Origin of the sequence: Micromonospora arborensis (genome assembly GCF_003205615.1) — a bacterium.
Lineage (GTDB): Bacteria > Actinomycetota > Actinomycetes > Mycobacteriales > Micromonosporaceae > Micromonospora > Micromonospora arborensis.
Window position 1 is genome coordinate 66,613 of sequence record NZ_PYBV01000047.1, and the last position, 21,426, is coordinate 88,038.

Here is a 21,426-nt window from a genome sequence, read left to right on the forward strand (position 1 = left end):
ACGGCACCATGCGCCGGCACGTGGCAACCGAGCCTCGACGGACCGTCACCGGTCGCACGGCCGGACGACGCTGGCCGTGGCCCGACAAGGCAATCGGTGGTCCTGGCCCTGCCGGCAAGGCGAGGGCCACATTCGACCCGCTCGGCAACTCGCCCCCGACGAGGGCGTGTGACCGTCCGTCCACGCGCACAGCCCGACCGCCGCGCCACGACGGACAGCACCAAGAAGATCACAGGAGGCGACGCAGTGAGTGACCCGATGAACGTCCTGGCCCCCGAGCACCGGCGGCTCCGGATCGGCGACGCCTGGCGCGACGCCGCAAGCGGAGCCACCTTTGCCGTCGAGGACCCGGCCACCGGCAAGACCATCGCCGAGGTGGCAGACGCCGACGTCGTGGACGGGCTCGCCGCACTGGACGCGGCGAGCACGGCAATGCCGGAGTGGGCGGCGACCCCGCCGCGGAGACGGTCAGAGTTGTTGACCGCGACGTACCGGGCACTGACCGAGCGATCCGAGGAGATCGCCCGGCTGATAACGCTCGAGATGGGCAAGCCGCTCGCCGAGGCTCGGGGAGAGGTGGCCTACGGCGCCGAGTTCTTCCGTTGGTTCGCCGAGGAGGCGGTACGCGTCGAGGGGCGCTACAGCACCGCTCCCACAGGTGGATATCGCATCCTCACCGTGCCGAAGCCGGTCGGACCGTGCGTCTTCGTGACGCCCTGGAACTTTCCGCTGGCCATGGGTGCCCGCAAGATCGCCCCTGCGCTGGCTGCGGGCTGCACGACGATCACCAAGCCAGCAGGGCAGACGCCACTCACCATGCTGCTCCTGGCCCGCATCATGGAGGAGGTCGGCGTTCCCCCGGGCGTCGTCAACGTGGTGACCACCAAGCGTTCCGGTGCGGTGGTCTCCGCACTGCTCGCCGACAGTCGGACCCGCAAGCTCTCGTTCACCGGGTCGACCGAGGTCGGACGCGTGCTGCTGCGACAGGCGGCGGACAACGTGCTGCGTACCTCCATGGAACTGGGCGGCAACGCGGCCCTGATCGTGTGTGCCGACGCCGACCTGGACGTCGCGGTCAACGGCGCCATGGTGGCCAAGATGCGCAACATCGGGGAGTCCTGCATCGCGGCCAACCGGATCTACGTCGAGGAGCCGGTGCGCGAGGAGTTCACGGCGCGCTTCGCCGAGCGGATGGGCGCGCTGTCGGTGGGCCATGGTCTCGACGACGGCGTGGACGTCGGGGCGTTGATCGACGAGGCCTCGGTCACCACGATCGACGAGCTCGTCGCCGACGCGGTCGATCGCGGCGCCCGGGTCCTGGTGGGGGGCGAGCGTCCGGACGGGCCAGGCCACTTCTACCCGCCTACCGTCCTCGTCGACGTGCCCGACGATGCGCGGATGCTCAGTGCGGAGATCTTCGGCCCGGTGGCGCCGATCATCTCGTTCACCTCCGACGACGAGGTGCTGGCGAAGGCCAACGACACCGAGCACGGCCTGGTCGGATACGTCTTCACCCGTGACCTCCAGCGAGCGCTCCGGTTCGCCGAGGGGCTGGACACGGGGATGGTCGGCATCAACCGTGGTCTGATCTCGGACCCGTCGGCTCCGTTCGGAGGCGTGAAGCAGTCCGGGATCGGCAAGGAGGGGTCGCACGAGGGCATCCTCGAGTACCTCGACCTCACCTACGCGGCGATCGACCTCCCGTGAGCGGTCCGCTGCTCCGGGCACCCGGCGCGTGCGCCTGCGCCACCCGGGCGACCAACCTTGCCGACGCCGTCCCGGTCTCGCAGGTGACCTGGACGTCCACCCAGCACATCGCCGCCGACGTTCCGGAGAGGCACTGACATGCTTGAGACCGTCCGCGGACCACGCCAACTGATAGTGGGCGAAGGGGTCGCGCAGAACATCCCACGAGTGGTGGCCGAAAGTGGCTCGCGAGTCCTCATCGTGACCGACCGGGTTCTTCTGGGGCAGCCGGGCGTGGCCGAGATCGTGGCCGCCGTGCGGGAGAAGGTCGAGGTCGTCGAGGTGTTTTCCGACGCGACCCCGGACGTGCCACTCGCCGATGTCGCCCTGGCCGTCTCGGTCGCCGCCGAGGTGGACGCCGACGTGATCCTCGCCATCGGGGGTGGCACGGTTATCGACCTCGCCAAAATCGTCGGCGTCATCCGTCGCCACGGCGGGACGCCGCGCGACTTCTACGGCGAGTCGAAGGTGCCCGGGCCGACGATGCCTCTCGTCGCGGTCCCGACGACGTCAGGCACCGGATCCGAGCTCACACCCGTCTCGGTGTTGACCGACCCGGACCGCGAGCTGAAGGTGGGGGTTTCCAGCGTCCACATCGTTCCCGACTTCGCCATCGTCGACCCCGAACTCACCTACACCTGCCCTCCGACCGTCACCGCCCACTCCGGCATCGACGCGTTCTGTCACGCGGTGGAGAGCTACACCGCGCGACCCCGGCCCCACGGACCGCGCGACCCGGTGGAACAGGTGTTCCTCGGCCGCAACCCGATCACCGACCACTACGCGCTCCTGGCCGCGGAACGGATCGCCCGTAGCCTGCGTCGTGCGGTCAAGGACGGAAGCGACACGGACGCGCGCGCGGACATGTCCTACGGGTCCATGCTCGCCGGGCTGGCGTTCTCCCACGCGGGCAACGCGGCCCCGCACGCCCTCCAGTACCCCATCGGCGCAGCCACGCACACACCGCACGGCCTGGGCGTCGGGCTGCTACTGCCCTACGCGCTGGACGCGGCCAGGGACGCCATCAGCGACCGGTTGGCCATCCTCGCCCGGGTGTGCGGACTCGACGTGACCGACGCCTCGGACGCCGAGGCCGCAGATACGTTCCTCACCTGGCTCGACGGGCTCCTTGTCGACATCGGCATCCCTCCCACCCTGGCGGACATCGGCGTGGCACGCGCCGACCTCCCGCGCTTCGCGGAGATGGCCAGTGGCGTCACCCGCTTGATCCAGAACCATCCGGGCCCGACCGACACCGCCAGCCTGACCGCGATCCTCGAAGCGGCCTGGACCGGGGACCGGACCCGCACGTCCTGACTTCGAGCAGAGATAGCGACCGGCCCTGCACCTGCCGACGAGTCCCCTGCCCCACCCTGGGTGTCGGCATGCTCGGCTACGCCATCGTCGGCGTCGAGGCGCTGCTTGGCGCATCGGCGGCTGAGCGCGTCGTAGCGGTAGGTGGGGTCGGTGAACGCGCTGTGCAGTGTCTGATGAATCCTTCTGCAGCCATCGGGATGGTCTTTTAGGCTGCGTGGGCGGGGCGCCCGGTTCGGCGCGGGCGTCGCGGTTGCGCTGCCTGGTCGGGGTGCTCCTCTCGGCGGCCCGGTAACACCACTGCGTCAGTCGGCACGGGAGCTGCCACGACGGCGCGTGACGCCCCCGGTCTCGCCGCCGGCGGCCGAGCCCGGCTACCGGTGAGGAGCACCGATGACCCACAGCGAACACCAACGCCCGGAGATCGTCGTCGGGCTGGTGGCCACCCCGCCGGACCACCCCGCCCGGGTAGCCGCACGGCTCACCGCCGAGCTGGCCAGCGGTCTCGCCGAGCGGGTTGACGCAGACGTGCGATGGACCGTCCGGGAAGGCTGGGGCGAAGTGGCGCCGCGCCGTGACCTCGGCGTTGAGGCACTGCTCGACGATCTTGCGCAGCGGCGCGCCGACGACCAGTGGGACGTCGCGATCTGCCTGACCGACCTGCCACTGCATGCCGAGCGGGTGCCGCTGGTCGCGCAGACCTCCGCTCGGCGTCGAGTCGCGGTGCTGTCCCTGCCCGCGCTGGGACTGCACCAGCTGCGAGCGGCCCGCGCAGCCATCCCGGATCTGGTGAGCAGGCTGCTGACCGAGACTTCCGACCAGCGGGTGACGCCGGCCGGCCGAGCACCGGCCGAGGTGCCACGCCGGCTTCCCGCCGTCCACCGAGTGGTCAGCGAGGCCGACGCTGGCGAGCGGCGCTACGTCGCCTCCCGCCTGGCCGGCCGGGCGCGGCTGTTGACCGGCATGGTCCGCGCCAACCGCCCCGGGCGTGCCCTGCTGGGCCTGTCCAAGCTGTTGGTCGGCGCGTTCGGCACCGCCGCGTTCGCGCTCACCACGGACACCATCTGGCAGATGGGCGACGCGCTCGGCGGGCTCCGGCTCACCGTGATCATGCTGCTCGGGCTGGCGGCGTTGGTGGCCTGGCTGATCGTCGCGCACGACCTTTGGGAGAAACCAAGCCACGAGACACCGACTGAGCTGGCACGACTGTTCAATCTGGGTACGATCCTCACCCTCACTCTGGCCACGGCGGTGTCCTACGTGGTGCTGTTCGTGGGAACGGTGCTCGTCGGCGTGCTGCTGATCGACACATCCGTGCTGGAACAAACCTTGCAGCGACCGGTCGACTTCACCGACTATCTGACGCTCGCCTGGATCACCAGCTCGCTTGCCACAGTCGGCGGCGCGATCGGCTCCGGGCTGGAGAACGAGGAGACGGTCCGGGCTGCCGCGTACGGCTACCATCCCGAACCAGGGGGCTGGCGGGACGAGAAAAACGGGCAGTCCGACGGCGGCAGGTAAGCGGGCCAGCCCTACAACATCTCGAGCGGTTGCGGGCCGGCCGGCGGCGGGAACGCCGTGTCGAGTGCCGCCACGTCTGCCTCGGTCAGCTGCACGTCGCGCGCTTCGGCGTTCTCCCGGGTGTGTTCGGGCCTAGACGATCGAGGGATGGCCGCGACCGTCTCCTGCCGCAGCAGCCAGGCCAGCGCGACCTGAGCGGGCGTGGCCTCGTGCCGGGCGGCGACCTCCGCGACCTGGGGATGGCCGAGCAGTCGACCCTGCTCGATCGGCGAGTACGCCATCACCGGAATGCGGTGCTGGCGTAGCCACGGTAGGAGGTCGTACTCGGGACCGCGGCGGGTGAGGTTGTACAAGATCTGATTGGTCGCGCAAGCGGTCCCGCCCGCCTCGAGGAGGTCCGTCATGTCGGAAAGATCGAAGTTGCTCACGCCCCACTGCCCGATGTCACCGGCGTCAACGAGTTCGGTGAACGCCTCGATCGTCTCCGCGAGTGGATGCGTGCCGCGCCAGTGCAGCAGGTAGAGGTCGATGTGGTCGACGCCGAGTCGTTGCAGGCTGCGGCGGCAGGCCTGCACGGTTCCCTGTCGGCTCGCGTTCGACGGGAGCACCTTGTCGACCAGAAAGACGTCGGCTCGTCGTCCGACGATCGCCTCGCCGACGAATTCCTCGGAAGCGCCGTCACCGTACATCTCCGCGGTGTCGATCAGGGTCATGCCCAGGTCGAGCCCGGTGCGCAGGGCGGCCAACTCGTCCTGCCGCCTCGCAGGGCGCTCGCCCAGATACCACGTTCCCTGGCCGAGCACGGGCATGGTCTGGCCGGACGACAACTCGATCGCATCGGCAGGCAGCGTCATGTCGACCTCTCCTGGTGACAGTGGGTGGCCTGGGTTACCCACCGCGACAGACAGCACACGCGCGCCGCTCGACCAGGCAGATCGCGGCTTCGAGATCTTCAAGAACAAGCAGGACAACTGCGAGAAGGTCGTCCTCAAACCCTGACGACCACCCGCATCCGGCCACCGGGGCTCGTCGCGTCGCACGCCGGTGGCCGGATGCGGCGTCGGTCCGGAGGCTCCGGTCCGCAGGGCGCCAGCATTCCCAACCAGGGTGTACGGCTGTTTGCCACAGACGACCATGGGTAGGCGCAGGCGGTGAGCGGGCCAGACGCAGACCTAGGCACCCGGTCGGACACCAGTCGCGCCGTGGCGTTCAGCGACGCCATCTTCGCCATCATCATCACGTTGCTGGTCCTGGACCTCCGGGTGCCGGACGTCCCTCCTGGCCGCCTCCTGTCTGGCCTACTCAACCAGTGGCCCTCGTACGTCGCGTATCTCGCGTCCTACTCGTACGTGGCCGTCGTCTGGCTCAACCACAAGGCGGCGTTCAACCGCATTCAGCAGGTCGATCGCGGCCTGCACTGGGTGAATTTGTTCGTGCTGTTCAGCACGGCGCTGCTGCCGTTTCCGACCATCGTCGTGTCGGATGCGCTGCAGGAGCACAACAACACGGACCAGCGTGTGGCCGTCGCCTTCTACGCGCTGATCGGCGCGTTGCTGTGCGCGACGTGGCTGGCGTTCTACCACTACCTGGCCCGGAACCCCGACCTGCTGAAGGAACAGGTCAAGGACGGCTTCTTTCGCGTCGAGCGGGTCCGTGCCCTCACCGGGGTCGTCCTGTACGTCCTCGCAGGAATGGTCGGCTACCTGGTGGCCCCCTTGATCGGCCTGGCCATCTTCCTCGTTCTGCCCATCTTCTACGCCATCACCAGCGCCGGCCTGTACCAGTTGCGGGTGACCCGACGTATCACCCACCGCCCTCCCCCACCACGCTGAGGACGGGCGAACCGCCGTGTTACCGAACTACAGCGAGTTCATCCAGTCTGTGGCAGCGCGACCCAAGGTCCCGCCGGGGCAGAGTTGACCGGGCCAGGATCGGGACAGCTCCAGCCCCGCCGGATCGGCACCTGGTAGGCCGCAGCGTGGACGGTCGGTCGGACCCGCCGCTCAGGGCTGATACTGACCGCGGGTGCGAGGCAGCCACTGGGGATGATGGTCGCGCAGGTAGCAGATCAGTCCCTCGCGCAGGTCGCATCGCAGGTCCCAGGCGCTGGCGCCGTCGGCGGCCGAGGCCTGCACCTGGATGACCACCGTCTGCGGGGTGGAGTCGACCATCTGGAGCACCCACTGGTGGCGATCCCACAGCGGTGACGACTCGACCAGCCGGCGCGCCTCCCGGCGTAGGTCGTCCAGGTCGGCGGTGTGATCGACATGAAGCTGCACCTTGCCGACAACCCTGAACTCGTTCCGGGTCCAGTTCTGAAACGGCCGCTCGGTGAAGTACGTGGTCGGCAGGATGAGCATCCGCTCGTCCCAGAGCCGGATCACCACGTTGGTCAGCTTCACCTCCTCGACCCGGCCCCATTCACCGTCGACCACCAGCACGTCGCCCACGTGCAGACCGTCGGCGAAGGCGACCTGGACGCCGGCGAACGCGTTGCCGAGCGCGGTACGGGCCGACAGGCCGATCAAAGCCCCGACAACCCCTGCCGACGTCAACATGGAGACGCCGAAGAGGCGTACCGGCCGAAAGGTGATCAGGATCAGGCCGATCGCGACGATCGTGACCACGGCGACGGTGAGCCGCCGCACGGGGCGGATCTGCGTCCGGGCCCGCCGAACCCGCCGGCTGGCGACCGCGTCACCGGGCAGTCGACTGAACGCGACCGCCTCGGCGACGTGCAGCGCATTGTTCACCAACCATGCCCCGGATATCACCAACGCCACCCGGGCGACGTGCCGCAGATGAGGCTGCCACCCGGGCGGTCCCAACGGCAGCGCGTAGTACAGCGCCGCCACCAGCAGAACCGCTGCCGCCGGGCGGCGGCAGGCATGCCGCAGCGGCTCCAGCAGCCACTGGTAACGGCCACGGGCCACGCGACGGACCAGCACGCCAGAGATCAGGTCCACGACCACCGCCGCCGCCAGCGCGGCTACTACGATCAACGCGGTACGCATCAGATACCGCTCACCGTAACCCCGATGCCAGCTTCCCTCGGCTCACTGCCCAGTCCACGTGCCCAGGGTGCCACCCGGCTCGGTTCTGAGCGGCGAGGATGGGCAAACAGCCGCTGACCGGGTCTGGCTTGAACAGCTGCGCTCAGGGTGGGGGTGGCGACCGATGAGGTGACCGCGGTCTGACCATGAGTCCGTCAGGCCATCGCGTCCAGATCCACCTCCTTGCGCAGCGCGGGCAGGGCGAACGCGAGCAAGGCGGCGGCCAGGGTGAGGCAGGCACCCACAAATCGATTTTGAGTACGTCTCCAGCATCGGCATCGTGGTGCTCGGCATAGCGAGGCGGCCAGTGGCCGGACAACAGAGGCACAACCAGGGCAGATTGGATGAGCAGTCCGGCGGGTAGGTACTGGACATGGCGAAAAATGATGCGATTTTGGTGGGTGGCCCGCGCGATGGAAGCCAGTACGTGGCCGAGGATGCCGGGCTGGTGGAGTTGGAGATCGAGGGCCTGATCCACCGTTATATCCACACGAGCCAGCACCGTCAGATCGATGGTGCCGAATTACGGGTCTACAACTACGACGGCGAGGTCTCGCCACAGGGTGCCCAGTCCGGAGTCGAAAACGCTCAGGACCGTGCGATGTCGCCGGGTCCTGACGCAGGACACTCCCCGGCTGATTCGCACAGCTGACAGCGAGGCTCGCCGTATTCCCGCAGTTGGGCCGGTGACCGCCTCTCGATAGGCTGGTCACCGGCTCGCAAGCTTCACCGCGGGCAAGCCCGCGAAGCACCCCTCGTTCTCCGGGCCACCGGAAGGGCCCCGGAATCAGGCCGCAGACTCGGGGCAGCAGACGGTGAGCGCGCCGGGCACCGAGCGAACCTTGAGTTTCCGAGTCGCCGCGCGCGCCCCGCCGTCGAGCTCGTACGTGCGTGGCACGTCGAGGCGGACCGTTACCCGGTGACCGCGGGTGATCCGGATGAAGGGCGAGTCCGTCGATCGGCCGACGGCCATTCGGCCGAGGGCGCGAGCCCACTCGATGGCCCCACTCGCGGTCGACACGCCCACCTCCAGACAGCCGTCGTCGGGACGCGCGTCGTCGAAGGCGGGGATGCCCCCGGTGATCGTCCCGACGTTGCCGAAGAGCACACAGCTCGCTTCGCCATCGAACCAGGTCACCCCGTCGACCCGGATCCGGGTGTGCGTCAACTCGCCCCGGACGTGGCGCAGCCCCGTCCACACGTACGCCAGCCGCCCGAGTCGGCCCTTGAGTTCCCGGTCCGCCTCACGGATCAGGTCGCCGTCGAACCCGGCCCCGGCCATCACCGCGAAGTGCTCGCCGTTGAGCCGACCCAGATCGAGCCGACGCCGCCGACCGCACAGGCCGATCCGCACCGCCTCGGCGAGGTTCTCGGGGATGTCGACGTTGGCTGCGAGGAGGTTCGCGGTGCCGGCCGGCAGGATCGCCATCGGCGTCCCGGTGCCGGCGAGCGTGTCCGCACAGCGCTGCACCATGCCGTCCCCACCCCACACGAAGACCAGCTCGGCGTCCTTTTTCAGCGCCTTACTGACCTTCTTGCGGGCTTTACGGCTCTTGGACACCTCGTACCAGAGCACGTCCTCGACACCGGCGGCGGCCAGGGTCGCGCGCAGCTCATCGAGGCCGCCACCCAGGTTCTTACGGCGGTGGGCGACCACCGCGACCCGGCCCGGCCGCGTGACGGTTTCGGGCGGGGCTACGGCCGTGGCGCTTGTGCTCATGGCAACCGGTGATACCCAGCCGGCCGATCCGGTACGCCTCGGGGGTTGGCCCCGAGCGTCGCGACCGGGCGGCCTCCGTCGACGTCCCGGAGCGCGTTTCGGGCTGCGGGCGGAGGGGCATCCCATCCGCGCCCGCATTGCCTTGCGCATTCTCGAGGAGCAGCACATGAGCGATGACCAGCAGTCCGAGCCGCAACAGCGCCCGCCCGGCACCCTGGACGTGATGCGCCGCAAACCGGATCACGGTGAGGAGTCCTACCGCGGCTCGGGGCGCCTGACCGGCAAGAAGGCCATCATCACCGGCGGCGACAGCGGCATCGGCCGAGCGGTGGCGATCGCGTTCGCCCGCGAAGGTGCCGACGTGCTGATCTCCTACCTCAACGAGCACGAGGACGCCCACCAGACGGCGAAGCTCGTCCAGGAGGCCGGTCGCCGGGCGGTCCTCGTCACGGGCGACCTACGCGACGCCGCGCAGTGTCAGACCGTGGTGGACCAGGCCGTCGCCGAACTCGGCGGCATCGACATCCTCGTCAACAACGCGGCCTACCAGATGACCCACGAGACCGTCGAGGAGGTCACCGACGAGGAGTGGCAGCACACCTTCGACGTCAACATCACCGCCATGTTCCGGCTCGTCCGCGCCGCCCTCCCCCACCTCGGCCAGGGCGCGTCGATCATCAACACCAGCTCCATCAACTCCGACCAGCCACGCCCGACGCTCCTGCCCTACGCGACCACCAAGGGAGCGATCGCGAACTTCACGGCCGGGTTGGCGCAGATGCTCGGCGAACGCGGCATCCGGGTCAACAGCGTCGCCCCGGGCCCGATCTGGACCCCGCTGATCCCGTCCACCATGCCACCGGAGCAGGTCGAGCAGTTCGGCAAGAACACACCGCTGGGACGTCCCGGCCAGCCGAAGGAAGTCGCCCCCGCATACGTACTCCTCGCCTCCGACGAGGCCAGCTACATCTCCGGGGCGATCATCCCGGTCACCGGAGGCAAGCCGATCCTCTAACTTTGCCACCACCTTCCAGCGCGACCCTGATCGAGCGAGGCCTGACCGCAACGCCGCACTCAACCTGGCCCCTGGCGGGTGCGACTCGTGTCCTGGTCCAGGTTGTCGCCGTTCCGAATTCGTCGCGTTTGGCAAGGATCGTGCCTGGGCATCGAGGATGCATGTCCGATTTGCAGGAGTCGGAGCCGCAGCAGTCACCGCCGAGCACGCCGACGGCGGTGGCTGCCCAGCCCGATGACGGTTTGGACACCCACCGTCTGGGACGGCCCGGCCATCCCACGGGGGTCGCGCCGGCGTACGTGCTGCTCGCCTGCGACGAGGCCCGCTACAGCCCCGGCACCGGCAGCAAGCCCTTCCTCTAGTTGAACGGAGTCGACCATGCCCGCAGGATCCAGCCCCAAGCGGGAGCGCCAGTACGAACACATCAAGACCAGCGCCAAGAAGCGCGGCGAGTCCGCCAGCCGGGCCGAGGAGATCGCGGCGCGGACCGTGAACAAGGAACGTGCCCGCGCTGGCGAGTCACGCACCGCCAGCAACTCGTCCACCAAGGACGTGTCCTCGGGACACCGCGGCGGCAAGCGCTCCCACTCTGGCGCTCAGGGCCGCACCAAGGAGCAGCTCTACAACGAGGCCAAGAAGCGCAACATCAAGGGACGTTCGAGCATGACGAAGGCCCAACTGGAACGCGCTCTGTCCTGATCGCGAGCACAAAGGTCCGCGCCAAGTCAGTGCCGAACGAACAACCGGCATCCTGATCTTGAAGGTGGTAGACCCGAGCACGGGGACGGCATCTCGTCGCATCGATGCCCTACGAAGCTTCGGTGACCCGGTCGATCGGGGCTTGGGCCACGTGGCGGGTGAGCACCTCGAAGTGGCCGGTCGTGCGGACGCGCCGCCGGCATGGGCCGGTCACCGGTGGATAGGCTCTTCCCGTCCTGCCGCGCACGGGTCGTGCCTCCCTCCCCGCACGGGACGCGGGATGCCGACGGAGGAATTCGATGACGGAACGAGAGCTCCCCGCGCTGACCCGCGCCGAGCAGGAACTCGTGGACCGCTACCTGCGCATCATCGACCTGGTGGCCCGCCTCAACCCGGCTCGGGACAGCGGTCACTTCGACGCACGGGGTTGCGTCCTTGCCGCGCAGGCGCTGGTTGCGGAGGCCAGGGCGATCGGCGTGGCGGCGGAAACCATGCTCGAACGCGGCGAGGACGAGTTGCACGCCGCGACGCTGGCCCGCGCGATGCGCGCCCTCGACGGCGAGCGCCGCATCGCGCGGCTACGGCTGCCCGAGAACTGAACGTCGCGCACCCGGAGAGGAGCGGGTTGCACGGGAAGAGGCAGCGGCTGGCCGTGGACTGACGAACGCGAAGGGTCACGGGACGCCGGATCGTCATCATCGACGGCCGGGGACGGTGCACACACCGCGTATACACACTATGTATAGTCGCCGACCATGTCCATTGGTCAGACCTTCCTGGGCCTGCTGGAGAGCAGCCCCCGGCACGGTTACGAGCTGAAACGGCTTTACGACGAGCGCTTCGGCCAGGGCCGGCCCCTGCACTACGGCCAGGTCTACGCGACCTTGGCCCGCCTTCTGAAGAGCGGCCTGGTAGAGGTCGACGGGGTAGAACCCGGTGCCGGCCCCGAGCGGAAGCGCTACGCCATCACGGCCGCCGGTGTCACCGACGTGGGGCAGTGGCTGGGTCAGCCCGAGAAACCGGACGTCTACCTGCAGAACATCCTCTACGCGAAGGTGGTGCTCGGCCTGCTCACCGGTCGTGACGCCACCGACATCCTGGACGTGCAACGCACCGCGCACTTGAAGGTCATGCGGGAACTGACCCGCCGCAAGACCAGCGGGGACCTTGCCGACGAGCTCATCTGCGACTTCGCGTTGTTCCATCTTGAGGCCGACCTGCGCTGGTTGGAACTGACTGCCGCTCGGCTCGATCAGCTCGCCGCGACACTGGCGGGCACCCAGACCGTGGGCGCTGGGACGCCCACCCACGACACCTCCGAACGGCGTGACGGGAGCCTGGCATGATCACGTCCAGCCCTGGTGAGCAGCCGCTGCTCTCCGGAATCGACCTGCGCAAGACCTACGGATCCACCCAGGCACTCAGCGGTGCCACGTTTCATGTCCGGGCCGGCGAGGTGGTCGCCATCATGGGCTCCTCCGGTTCCGGCAAGTCGACGCTGCTGCACTGTCTGGCCGGGATCGTCCGGCCAGACGGCGGCGAGGTCCACTACCAGGGCAGGCAGTTCGGCGCGATGTCCGACACCGAACGAAGCGCACTTCGGCGCGGCGACTTCGGCTTCGTCTTCCAGTTCGGCCAACTGGTGCCCGAACTGACCTGTGTGGAAAACGTCGCACTACCGTTGAGACTGAACGGATCACGCCGCCACGAGGCGGAACGCCGGGCAACGGAGTGGCTGGCCCGCCTCGAGGTCGCCGACGTGGCCGCGAAGCGCCCCGGTGAGATCTCCGGCGGCCAGGGGCAGCGGGTGGCTGTGGCCCGGGCCCTGGTGGCGGAGCCTCGGGTCGTCTTCGCCGACGAGCCGACTGGCGCCTTGGATTCACTCAATGGCGAGCGGGTGATGCGGCTGCTCACCGGGGCTGCCCGGCAGACCGGCGCCGCCGTGGTTCTGGTAACTCACGAGGCGCGCGTTGCCGCGTACGCCGATCGGGAAGTGGTGATGCGCGACGGTCACACCCGCGAGTCCCTGCTGGCGGAGCGGTGACCCCGCGGCGACGCGGCCCGAACTGGGCTGCGGACCTCGCCCTCGGCGCCCGGCTGGTCTTCGCCGGAGGCCGGCACGGTCTGCTCCGGACGTTGCTGACCGCGCTCGGCGTCGGCCTTGGCGTGGCGCTGCTGTTGGCCAGCACCTCGATCACCACCATGGTCCACGCCCGCTCGGAGCGGACCGCCGCACGCAACGACCAGCCCACCGGCAACCAGCCCGAGGCTTCGGAGCGGACCCTGCTGGTCGCCGAAACAGACACCGTCTTCCGAGACCGACAAATCCGCGGTCGCCTGCTACAGGCCGACGGTGCACACCCACCGGCACCACCGGGCGTGACCTCGGTGCCCCGGCCCGGACAACTGGTGGTCTCCCCCGCCCTGGCCAAACTGCTCAACTCGCCCGAGGGCGCGCTGCTGCGGCCCCGTCTCCACCAACAGATCGTCGGTACCATCGCCGACTCCGGGCTCGCCGGCCCGCACGAATACGCCTACTACCTCGGCACCGACCAACTCCACGACAGCCCTCGAACGCTGCGGATCGACCACTTCGGAGGCGGAGAACCCAGCACCGGACTCGACGCGGTGCTCGCGCTGCTGGTCCTCATCGCCTCCGTGGTGCTGCTCCTGCCCGTGGCCGTCTTCATCGCCGCCGCCGCACGGTTCGGCAGCGACACCCGCGATCGACGGTTGGCCGCGTTGCGGCTGATCGGCGCGGACGCCGCGATGACCCGCCGGGTCGCCGCCGGAGAGGCCCTGGTTGGGGCCATGTTCGGGCTGCTGGTCGGCGCGCTGATCTTCCTGCCGGCCCGGCACCTCGTGGAGACGGTCACCATTGCGGGGTTCAGCAGCTTTACCGAGGACCTGCAACCTGATCCCGTCCTCGCCACACTGCTCGTGCTGGCCGTGCCGGCCACCGCCGTCGGTGTCTCCCAGCTCACGCTCCGCCGGATCGTCGTCGAACCGCTTGGCGTCGTACGCCGCTCCGCCGGGCGCCGCCGGCGGTCGTGGTGGCGGTTGGCGCTGCCCGCCCTCGGTGCCCTGCTGCTGCTCCCCCTACGCGGCGGCATCGAGGGGGCCAGCGGTGCCTTCAACCAGGTCCGGGTGGCCGCCGGGGTGCTGCTGCTGCTCGCCGGATTGACCGCGCTGCTGCCCTGGCTGATCGAGACAGCGGTCCGACGGATACACGGCGGCCCGGTCTCTTGGCAACTCGCGATCCGGCGACTACAACTCGACAGTGAAAGCTCGGCGCGGCTGGTCAGCGGAGTCGCGGTAGCGGTGGCCGGCGGTGTCGCGCTGCAGATGCTCTTCACCGGTGTCCAACACGGCTACGTACACGCCACCGACCAGGATGTGTCCCGGGCTCAAGCACAGGTGATGGTGCCCGGCACGCTGACCGGGACGAACGCCGGTCAACTGGTCGCACGATTTCGGGCGGCGCCGGGAGTCGAGGCGGTCGTCGGCGTCTTCGACACCACGATGTCGCCGGTCGGCGTGCCGGCCGACGACCACGGCGAACGGCCGAGGCTCCTGCTACGCATCGGCGAGTGCGCGACCTTACGGGAGCTGGCCACCCTCGACCGGTGCACGGACGGCGATGCCTTCAACGCCGTCGACGCCCAGTCGACGGAGCAGACCGCACCGGACCTGCCGGGCCGCGGCGGAGAGCTGGAAATTGGCGGCGAGGACGGGGCCAACAGTGTTCGGTGGCGCCTACCGTCAGCCCTGCCGACCGTTCCGATCCGGGACGATCCCGGCGGCGGTCGAGCCAGCGCCATCCTCGCCACCCCGGGCGCACTGGACCTCCCCGCCCTACGGGGACTGGAAGCGAGGATCTTCCTCAACCTTGACCGTGCCCGCCCCGACAGCATCGAGCAAGCCCGCAACGTAGCCGCCGGCATCGATCCCAGCGCGCAGGTCCAGATATTGCAGGCGGTCCAGGAATCTGAACGATTCGGCCAGATCCGTCGGGGCCTCTTCGCGGGTGTGACAGCCACCCTGCTGCTGCTCGGCGCGAGCCTGCTCGTCGGCATCCTGGACCAGCTGAGGGAACGGCGCCGCACGCTCGCGGCGTTGGTCGCGTTCGGCACCCGCCGCACCACCCTGTCCTGGTCGATCCTCTGGCAGACCACCGTGCCGGTGCTGCTCGGCCTGGCCCTGGCTCTGGCCCTCGGCACTACCCTGGGCGCACTCCTACTGGTCATGGCCGGCGAACCCGCACGTCTGGACTGGAACAGCATCGCCGGCATGTGCGCCGCCGCCGCAGCCGTCGTGCTTCTGGTGACGGCGGCAAGCCTGCCGGTGCTGTGGCGGCTGCTGCGCTTCAGCAACCTCCGCACCGAGTAGCCGGTGGGACCTTCCTGCCGTCCTGTGCGGCAGGAAGGACCCACCCAGAGGGCAATTGACGCCGCGACGGCAGTTCGCACCTCTCCGTGTCGTGCAATGCATCGACGTGCCGTGAGAGGTACCCCACGTCGGAAGGCGCGTCACTGTTGATCTCGCTCCTGACGTGCCGTCGGTGCTGTGCCGGCGTCTAGGCTGCCTGGGTGGCTGATGGCGAGCTGGTGACGAACGACGAGCGGCTGCGACGTATCGAGGCGATCACCGACGCCGCGCTGTCGGGGCTGAACATCGCCGAGTTGCTCGACGAGCTACTTGAACGGGTCCGGGACCTACTCAAGGTCGATACCGCCACCATCCTCCTGCTGGACGACCACACCGGCGAGCTTGTCGCGACAGCGGCCAAGGGCCTGGAGGAGGAAGTGCGCCGCGGTTTCCGCATCCGGGTCGGACGCGGCTTCGCCGGCCGAGTAGCGGCGACACGAGCGCCGGTCACGATCCACGACGTGACGCCCGACGACGTGGTCAATCCCGTGCTGCTCGCCACGGGCATACGTGCCCTGCTGGGCGTACCCATGCTCGTCAACGGCGACCTCGTCGGCGTCCTACACGTCGGCTCCCTGAGCCTGCGTCAGTTCGGTCCCGACGACGTGCAGCTGTTACAGCTCGTTGCCGATCGCGCCAGCCTCGCAGGTCAGGCCCACGCGCAGGTCCTCGACCGGCAGGCAGCGCTCGCCCTGCAACACAGCCTCCTACCAGGCCGGCTACCCGACGTTCCGGGTCTGGACCTGGCCGCCCGGTACGCACCCGGCCACGACCTGGGCATCGGTGGCGACTGGTACGACGTGTTCACGTTGCCCTCGGGCTGGCTGGGCGCCGTCATCGGCGACGTCTCCGGCCACGGCCTGCCATCCGCCGTCATCATGGGACGCATCCGCAGCGCGCTACGCGCCTACGCCCTCGATTCCGACGACCCCGCCCAAGCGCTGACCTCCCTCGACCGCAAGATCCACCATTTCGAGGCAGGTACCCTCACCACCGCCGTCTACGCCCTGATCGCACCCGACCGCGCGAGGGTCCACCTCTCCTGCGCGGGCCATCTACCACCGCTGCTGGCTGTCCCCGGCCATCCCACCCAGCCCGTCAACCTGACGGTGGACCGGCCACTCGGTGTGGGCCGACCAGTGACCAATCGCCGCACCACCGTTCTGGACCTACCGCCGGGTGCGGCGCTCGTCTTCTACACCGACGGACTGGTCGAACGCCGCAGCGAACTCATCGACACCGGCATCGAGCGCCTCGCCGACGCCGTGCTGTCCGGGCCGGCCGAGACGTTATGCGACCACATCATGGCCACCACCGCCGAGGAGCACCCTAACGACGACATCGCCCTACTGATCATCCGCCGCCAACCAGCATCGGACTAAGCCGGTATACCTCGCTGCTGAAGGTTGTCGGTGATCTCGGCCAGGCGGGTGGCGATCCAGGGCGCGAAGAACGTGGTGCAGGCCGTGGAGGTACCACCGCCGGTGTCACCCTCCGTGACCCGGACACCGTCCGCATGCTCAGCAATGTGGGGGCACCGGGTACATCGGGCGCCTGGTCGAACTGAAGTAACCGCTGACACGGCGGTCGGACACAAAAACCGGCATTCCGGAAAAACCACCGTATTAGGTGCGTAACGTGCCGAACATGGTCTCTCGCACATGGCGTAACCTGTTGTTCACAGCGCTCGGGGTGGGCATGCTCGCCGGTGCCGGTCAACTCGGCATCGCGTTCAGCTTCGGCATCGTCCAGCTCACCGGCGCCTCCACCAGCGCCGCCGTCAACCAGTGGCCTGCCCAGCTCGTCTGGGTGGGCTGGTTCGCGGCACACGCCGCCGTAGCCGGCACCGTCGTCGCCGCACGCCTGGCCCGCCGGTTCGGGATGCTGGGGAGCACGGGCAGACTGGTGGCCATCGCCGCCGCCGCCGCGCTGGGCGCCACCGTCGTGGCGCCGCTCTGCGTCCGGCCGGCCCTGGCCGCCGAGCGCTTCTCTGTGGACCCGATCTGGGCCGTCGGCATCTGCGCGACCCTCGGCGCGCTGGTCGGCGCGGGTGCCGCGATCGCCGTACTGGTGAAGCCGCCGCTGGGTTGGAACATGGCGGCAGTGGGCGGCGTGATTTGGCTGCTGGCGCTCGTTTCGGTCGCCCCGTCGCTCGCAACCGCCGGGCCGTTGCCCGCCGTACGGCTCGGTGTGCTGGAGCCGGCCGGGCTCGACGCCGACGCGGCACACCGGCTGGCGATCCTGATTCTGCCGGCGGTTGCCCTGCTCATCGGAGCGGCGACCGGCGGGCTGGCCCGATGGCGCGGGCATCAGCCGCTGGTCAACGGCATGACCGGCACGGCCGGCCCGGTGCTGGTCGCGTTCACCTATCTGGCCGCCGGTCCCGGCGACGCCGTCGACCGGTACCAGATCACGCCGTACTACGGGGCTCTGCTCGCCGTCGCCGCCGGTGTGCTCGGTTCGGCCGCCGCCGCGTTGTTCCGCTGGCCGCTCCTGCCGCGCACCGCCGAAGCGCGGGTCGCCGAGCCAACCGACATCCTCCGTCCGCTGTCCGCCGGCCTCGCCGTGCGGCAGGCCGTTGGTGGTACGACCGACGAGCGGAAGCCCGTCGACCTGGCCGGCACGGGGCCGGTCGCCGGCGCGGCTGTAGCGAACTTCCCGACCGCAGCCGAACCGCTGGGCTTCGGTGCACCGGCTGGGGACCGGGACGCCAGCGCCGCACCGCCTGTTACCGCGGTATCGGCCGCACCCGCCGACCTCGCCACACCGGCCGACCTCGACGACACCTCGGAGACATCGGAACCGGCCCGCGCGACGGCGGCCCACCTTCCCGCGGGACCCGGCGGGAACGGCTCCGGGACCACGGGGGCCGAGGCCGAGGCCAACCCCGAAGGGATACCGCCCGGCGGGGCCCTCGTCGCCCCGGGGACCATCCGGATGCACCAGCCGCCGAGGACCGACCGGACGCGGGTTCAGGCGACCTGGCCGGTCGTTCCGGCGCGGCGGGTGCCGCCCTCGACCGAGCCCGCTCCGGGCGCCGAGGAGACCCAGTCAGCCGGCACGCAAGAGCGGCCCGAACCGGCGCTCCCACCTCGGCACCGGCCGCCCGTGCCCAACCTGGACCGGGCCGCGAACTGGGATGCCCTCGCGACCGCCCAGCGCGCCGGACCCCCGCCCACGAACGGTGCCGCACCGGCCCACCCCGCCAGGACCGGCCCGGTCCCCGCGCCGGCCGACCCGGGATCCGTCGTCGAGACGGGACGGGCCGGCGGGCGGCTGGGCCTGTTCCGGCGCAACAAGTCCCGGGCCGATGGGAACGGCGCGGGCACCCCGGCCGACGGCGAGCCGCTGCCGAGGCAGGACGCGGAGTTCGTCGAATGGGTGACCCGGCTGGGCAGTCCGGTGGCGGACAACGAGCTGGGTCAGGCAGGCGGTCTCCGGTCACTCCGCTCCACCGGCAGCCACCACAGCGACCGTTAGGAGTTCTCAGTACTCCAGCCGCACCTGGTGGAGTTGGAGTCTTCGCTCGTAGTGGGCTGTTCTGGCGCATCCCGCAGGCGCCTCGGTCGGAAGCCGGTGCGTCGACGGTGGTGCCGACGCGCCTTTCGTCCTACCTTTGCTGCGACTTTTGTCGGGATTGATGGGATCTCAGGCTTCAGCACAAGATAGATAACTCGAAATCCTTGACTCAGTGCCCGCGTTGCCGGTTAATCACATCTATGTGTCGGCTGTGTTTACCCTCGCGGGTGGCCGACGACGTCGGCGGATCGTCGAATCGATTCGACTACCGTCGGCAACGAAGCCTTGACCCGGAGTCGTAAGACTGTCGGTGAGTCACAGGAGGTAACCGTGCATCGTACGAACGTCCGCTGGGGTGGCCGATTGTCGGCGTCGGTCAGAGGGCTGGCCGCGACCGTGGCGCTCGGCCTGACCCTGACGCTGGGCGGCCTGCCCCTGGCGACCCCCGAGCCAGCCCTGGCCGCGCCGGTCGCGACCCAGAGCGTCGCGGCCGCCGGACTTGACGGTGTGGCGGCCGGGAACGCCGCGATCGCCTCGGTCGATCTGAGCGGGACGTGGAGCTTCACGCCCTCGGGTCGCGGAACGACCTCGATCACGGTGCCCGGTGGCGGCTGGTACAAGCAGGGCTTCACCGACGTGAACGAGGCGGTGTACTCGCGCAGCATCACCGTGCCGGACTCGGGGCAGCCGCAGTCGACCTGGATCGAGTTCGGCGCCGTCAACCACCAGGCGACGCTCTCCGTCGACGGCCGGGTGGTGGCGACCCAGACCACCGCGTTCACCCCGTCGAACTTCGACATCAGTAGCTATGCCGCACCGGGCACCACCCACACGATCAGCGTGCAGGTGAAGGGCCGCGGTGCGTTGCGGTCGTCCGACGGCAAGTACCTGGTCCCCATCGCGGCCGACTGGTCCGAGGCGATACCGCAGGGCATCTACCGGTCCGCGTCCCTGCGGGTGTACCCGGCGGTGTATGTCAGCGACACGTTCGTCCGCACCTCGGTGGCGAACCGCACCCTCAGCTACGACGTGTCGGTGACCAACTCCTCGTCCGCGAGCAGAACGGTCACCCTGAACGGATCGATCACGTCCGACGGCGCTGGCTCTTTCAGCTACCCGCAACTGCCGCAGCAGACCGTGACGGTGGCGGCCCGTTCGACGGCGAAGGTCACGGTGGGCCCCGTGGCGTGGAACCTCGGCGCCACCTCGTACTGGTGGCCCAATGTGCCGTACCGGTCCGGGTACCGGGCCCAACTGCACCGCCTGGCGATCCGCGCCACCGCTGACGACGGCCGCACCAGTGACGCCACGTACCGCTTCGGGTTCCGGGAGAGCACGCAGAACGGCGAGTACTACTACCTCAACGGCGCGCGGGTGAACTTCCGTGGCGACAGCCTGCAGGGTGCCGACTACGACCGGATCAACAACGGCGGCAAGGGCGACGCGTACGACACCCTGCCCGGGTTCCTGCCGCCGTCGTCCGGCAACGGCGGCTGGCCCGCGGCGGTGAACAACTACCAGCGGCTCAACTACAACGTGGTACGCATGCACATGGAACCGGCCAGCCCGTACATGCTCGACGTGGCCGACGAGATGGGCCTGATGGTCATCGACGAGACCGCCATCCGCAGTGGTTCCCAGGACTTCGTGTCCGGACGCAACAACATGGTGGCCCACGCTCGTGCACTGACCCTGCGCGACCGCAACCATCCGGCGATCATCCGCTGGAGCCAGATCAACGAGCCCAGCTCCAACAACAACGACTCGCAGCAGTTCCAACAGGACCTGTACGCGGCGATGAACGGCAACGACGGCACCCGGCCGATCAGCATCGACGCCGGCCCAGGTGCCGACTCGCCCAGCCGGTACCCAGCCATGAACTACTCCAACTTCGCCATCTTCGCGCACTACCTGGACGGCGTCGGCCGGTACGGCGAGGCCCTGAATCGCCATTCCGGGCGCCCGGACGGCGAAGGCGAGTACATCTGGCCTGCCTGCAGCACCAAGCAGGGCTTCACGTGGTTCGCCACCGCAACCGCTGCCAAGCGCGGCAAGGACGCCAGCGACCTGCGTCCGTACACGCTGCTGTCCGCCTGGGCCAGCGTCGTGCCCGGCGTGCGAACCACCGACTTCACCACGGAGGAGAACACTCGCCCGGTCTACGGCGCGGACAACCTGCCCGACCCCTGGAGCAACGCACAGATCCAGCGTGTGCAGGCGGCGTTCAACCCGGTGGCCGCGATCGACCTCCCGTACTGGTCCGCCTCCGGCAATTCGGACTCGAACGGCAACTTCCCGCTGGCGCAGGCCGTGCCCACCTACGCCCGTAACGCCACGGTGACCCGCAACATCACCGTGTTCAACGACGACCTCACCAACACGGCGGTGGGTTTCACCTGGACCGCCCGGCT

General features: G+C 69.4%; 20 protein-coding genes. 17 read left to right on the plus strand and 3 right to left on the minus strand.

Annotated features, from left to right (window positions below; genetic code table 11):
- Positions 1-246 precede the first annotated feature (246 nt).
- From C7C45_RS29495 to C7C45_RS29505, 5 genes are all read left to right on the plus strand, one after another.
- Positions 247-1,707, plus strand: coding sequence for an NAD-dependent succinate-semialdehyde dehydrogenase (locus tag C7C45_RS29495; protein WP_110567611.1), 1,461 nt, complete (start codon positions 247-249; stop codon positions 1,705-1,707).
- Entirely contained in the window at positions 1,704-1,844 is a 141-nt protein-coding gene (locus C7C45_RS34270) for a hypothetical protein (protein WP_167454870.1), read from the plus strand. Before C7C45_RS29495 ends, C7C45_RS34270 begins: the two co-directional genes overlap by 4 nt.
- A 1-nt stretch (position 1,845) precedes the next feature.
- On the plus strand, positions 1,846-3,063 hold the full coding sequence (locus C7C45_RS29500) for an iron-containing alcohol dehydrogenase (RefSeq protein WP_110567568.1): 1,218 nt from the start codon (positions 1,846-1,848) through the stop codon (positions 3,061-3,063).
- A 68-nt stretch (positions 3,064-3,131) separates the two neighbouring features.
- On the plus strand, positions 3,132-3,272 hold the full coding sequence (locus tag C7C45_RS34275) for a hypothetical protein (RefSeq protein WP_167454871.1): 141 nt from the start codon (positions 3,132-3,134) through the stop codon (positions 3,270-3,272).
- 181 nt (positions 3,273-3,453) lie between these two features.
- Positions 3,454-4,581 (plus strand): ABC-2 family transporter permease, encoded by a 1,128-nt coding sequence (locus C7C45_RS29505; protein ID WP_110567570.1) that lies wholly within the window; start codon positions 3,454-3,456, stop codon positions 4,579-4,581.
- Positions 4,582-4,592: 11 nt separating this feature from the next.
- Here C7C45_RS29505 and C7C45_RS29510 read toward each other — a convergent pair whose 3' ends face one another.
- Positions 4,593-5,621 carry an aldo/keto reductase gene (locus C7C45_RS29510; protein ID WP_244200635.1) on the minus strand — a complete coding sequence of 343 codons (1,029 nt, stop codon included), beginning with the start codon at positions 5,619-5,621 and terminating at the stop codon, positions 4,593-4,595.
- 162 nt (positions 5,622-5,783) lie between these two features.
- Between C7C45_RS29510 and C7C45_RS29515 the strand changes: the two genes are divergently transcribed.
- Positions 5,784-6,413 carry a TMEM175 family protein gene (locus C7C45_RS29515; RefSeq protein ID WP_110567575.1) on the plus strand — a complete coding sequence of 210 codons (630 nt, stop codon included), beginning with the start codon at positions 5,784-5,786 and terminating at the stop codon, positions 6,411-6,413.
- Between the two features lie 171 nt (positions 6,414-6,584).
- Here C7C45_RS29515 and C7C45_RS29520 read toward each other — a convergent pair whose 3' ends face one another.
- Positions 6,585-7,595 carry a mechanosensitive ion channel family protein gene (locus C7C45_RS29520; RefSeq protein ID WP_110567577.1) on the minus strand — a complete coding sequence of 337 codons (1,011 nt, stop codon included), beginning with the start codon at positions 7,593-7,595 and terminating at the stop codon, positions 6,585-6,587.
- 412 nt (positions 7,596-8,007) lie between these two features.
- Here C7C45_RS29520 and C7C45_RS29525 point away from each other — a divergent pair, with 412 nt between their 5' ends.
- Entirely contained in the window at positions 8,008-8,286 is a 279-nt protein-coding gene (locus C7C45_RS29525; RefSeq protein WP_146247442.1) for a hypothetical protein, read from the plus strand.
- 135 nt (positions 8,287-8,421) lie between these two features.
- Here C7C45_RS29525 and C7C45_RS29530 read toward each other — a convergent pair whose 3' ends face one another.
- Entirely contained in the window at positions 8,422-9,354 is a 933-nt protein-coding gene (locus C7C45_RS29530; RefSeq protein WP_110567581.1) for a diacylglycerol/lipid kinase family protein, read from the minus strand.
- A 166-nt stretch (positions 9,355-9,520) separates the two neighbouring features.
- Here C7C45_RS29530 and C7C45_RS29535 point away from each other — a divergent pair, with 166 nt between their 5' ends.
- The 10 genes from C7C45_RS29535 to C7C45_RS29580 all read left to right on the plus strand — a co-directional run.
- Complete coding sequence (locus C7C45_RS29535) at positions 9,521-10,369, plus strand: glucose 1-dehydrogenase (protein ID WP_110567583.1); 849 nt, start codon at positions 9,521-9,523, stop codon at positions 10,367-10,369.
- A 161-nt stretch (positions 10,370-10,530) separates the two neighbouring features.
- Entirely contained in the window at positions 10,531-10,731 is a 201-nt protein-coding gene (locus tag C7C45_RS29540; protein ID WP_110567585.1) for a hypothetical protein, read from the plus strand.
- A gap of 16 nt (positions 10,732-10,747) precedes the next feature.
- On the plus strand, positions 10,748-11,068 hold the full coding sequence (locus tag C7C45_RS29545; protein WP_110567587.1) for a plasmid stabilization protein: 321 nt from the start codon (positions 10,748-10,750) through the stop codon (positions 11,066-11,068).
- A 299-nt stretch (positions 11,069-11,367) separates the two neighbouring features.
- Positions 11,368-11,667, plus strand: coding sequence for a hypothetical protein (locus C7C45_RS29550; RefSeq protein WP_110567589.1), 300 nt, complete (start codon positions 11,368-11,370; stop codon positions 11,665-11,667).
- Between the two features lie 156 nt (positions 11,668-11,823).
- Positions 11,824-12,414, plus strand: coding sequence for a PadR family transcriptional regulator (locus C7C45_RS29555; protein ID WP_110567592.1), 591 nt, complete (start codon positions 11,824-11,826; stop codon positions 12,412-12,414).
- The gene (locus C7C45_RS29560) at positions 12,411-13,112 is read left to right on the plus strand and encodes an ABC transporter ATP-binding protein (protein WP_110567594.1); all 702 of its coding nucleotides are present in this window, start codon (positions 12,411-12,413) and stop codon (positions 13,110-13,112) included. The genes C7C45_RS29555 and C7C45_RS29560 overlap by 4 nt, the downstream gene beginning before the upstream one ends.
- Positions 13,109-15,457 (plus strand): ABC transporter permease, encoded by a 2,349-nt coding sequence (locus C7C45_RS29565; protein WP_110567596.1) that lies wholly within the window; start codon positions 13,109-13,111, stop codon positions 15,455-15,457. Before C7C45_RS29560 ends, C7C45_RS29565 begins: the two co-directional genes overlap by 4 nt.
- A 200-nt stretch (positions 15,458-15,657) precedes the next feature.
- Complete coding sequence (locus C7C45_RS29570) at positions 15,658-16,878, plus strand: PP2C family protein-serine/threonine phosphatase (protein WP_110567598.1); 1,221 nt, start codon at positions 15,658-15,660, stop codon at positions 16,876-16,878.
- A gap of 265 nt (positions 16,879-17,143) precedes the next feature.
- Positions 17,144-18,976: a hypothetical protein gene (locus C7C45_RS29575; protein WP_146247443.1), complete on the plus strand. Its 1,833-nt coding sequence runs from the start codon at positions 17,144-17,146 to the stop codon at positions 18,974-18,976.
- 369 nt (positions 18,977-19,345) lie between these two features.
- The coding region (locus tag C7C45_RS29580) for a glycoside hydrolase family 2 TIM barrel-domain containing protein (protein WP_110567613.1) at positions 19,346-21,426 on the plus strand (2,081 nt) is incomplete at its 3' end.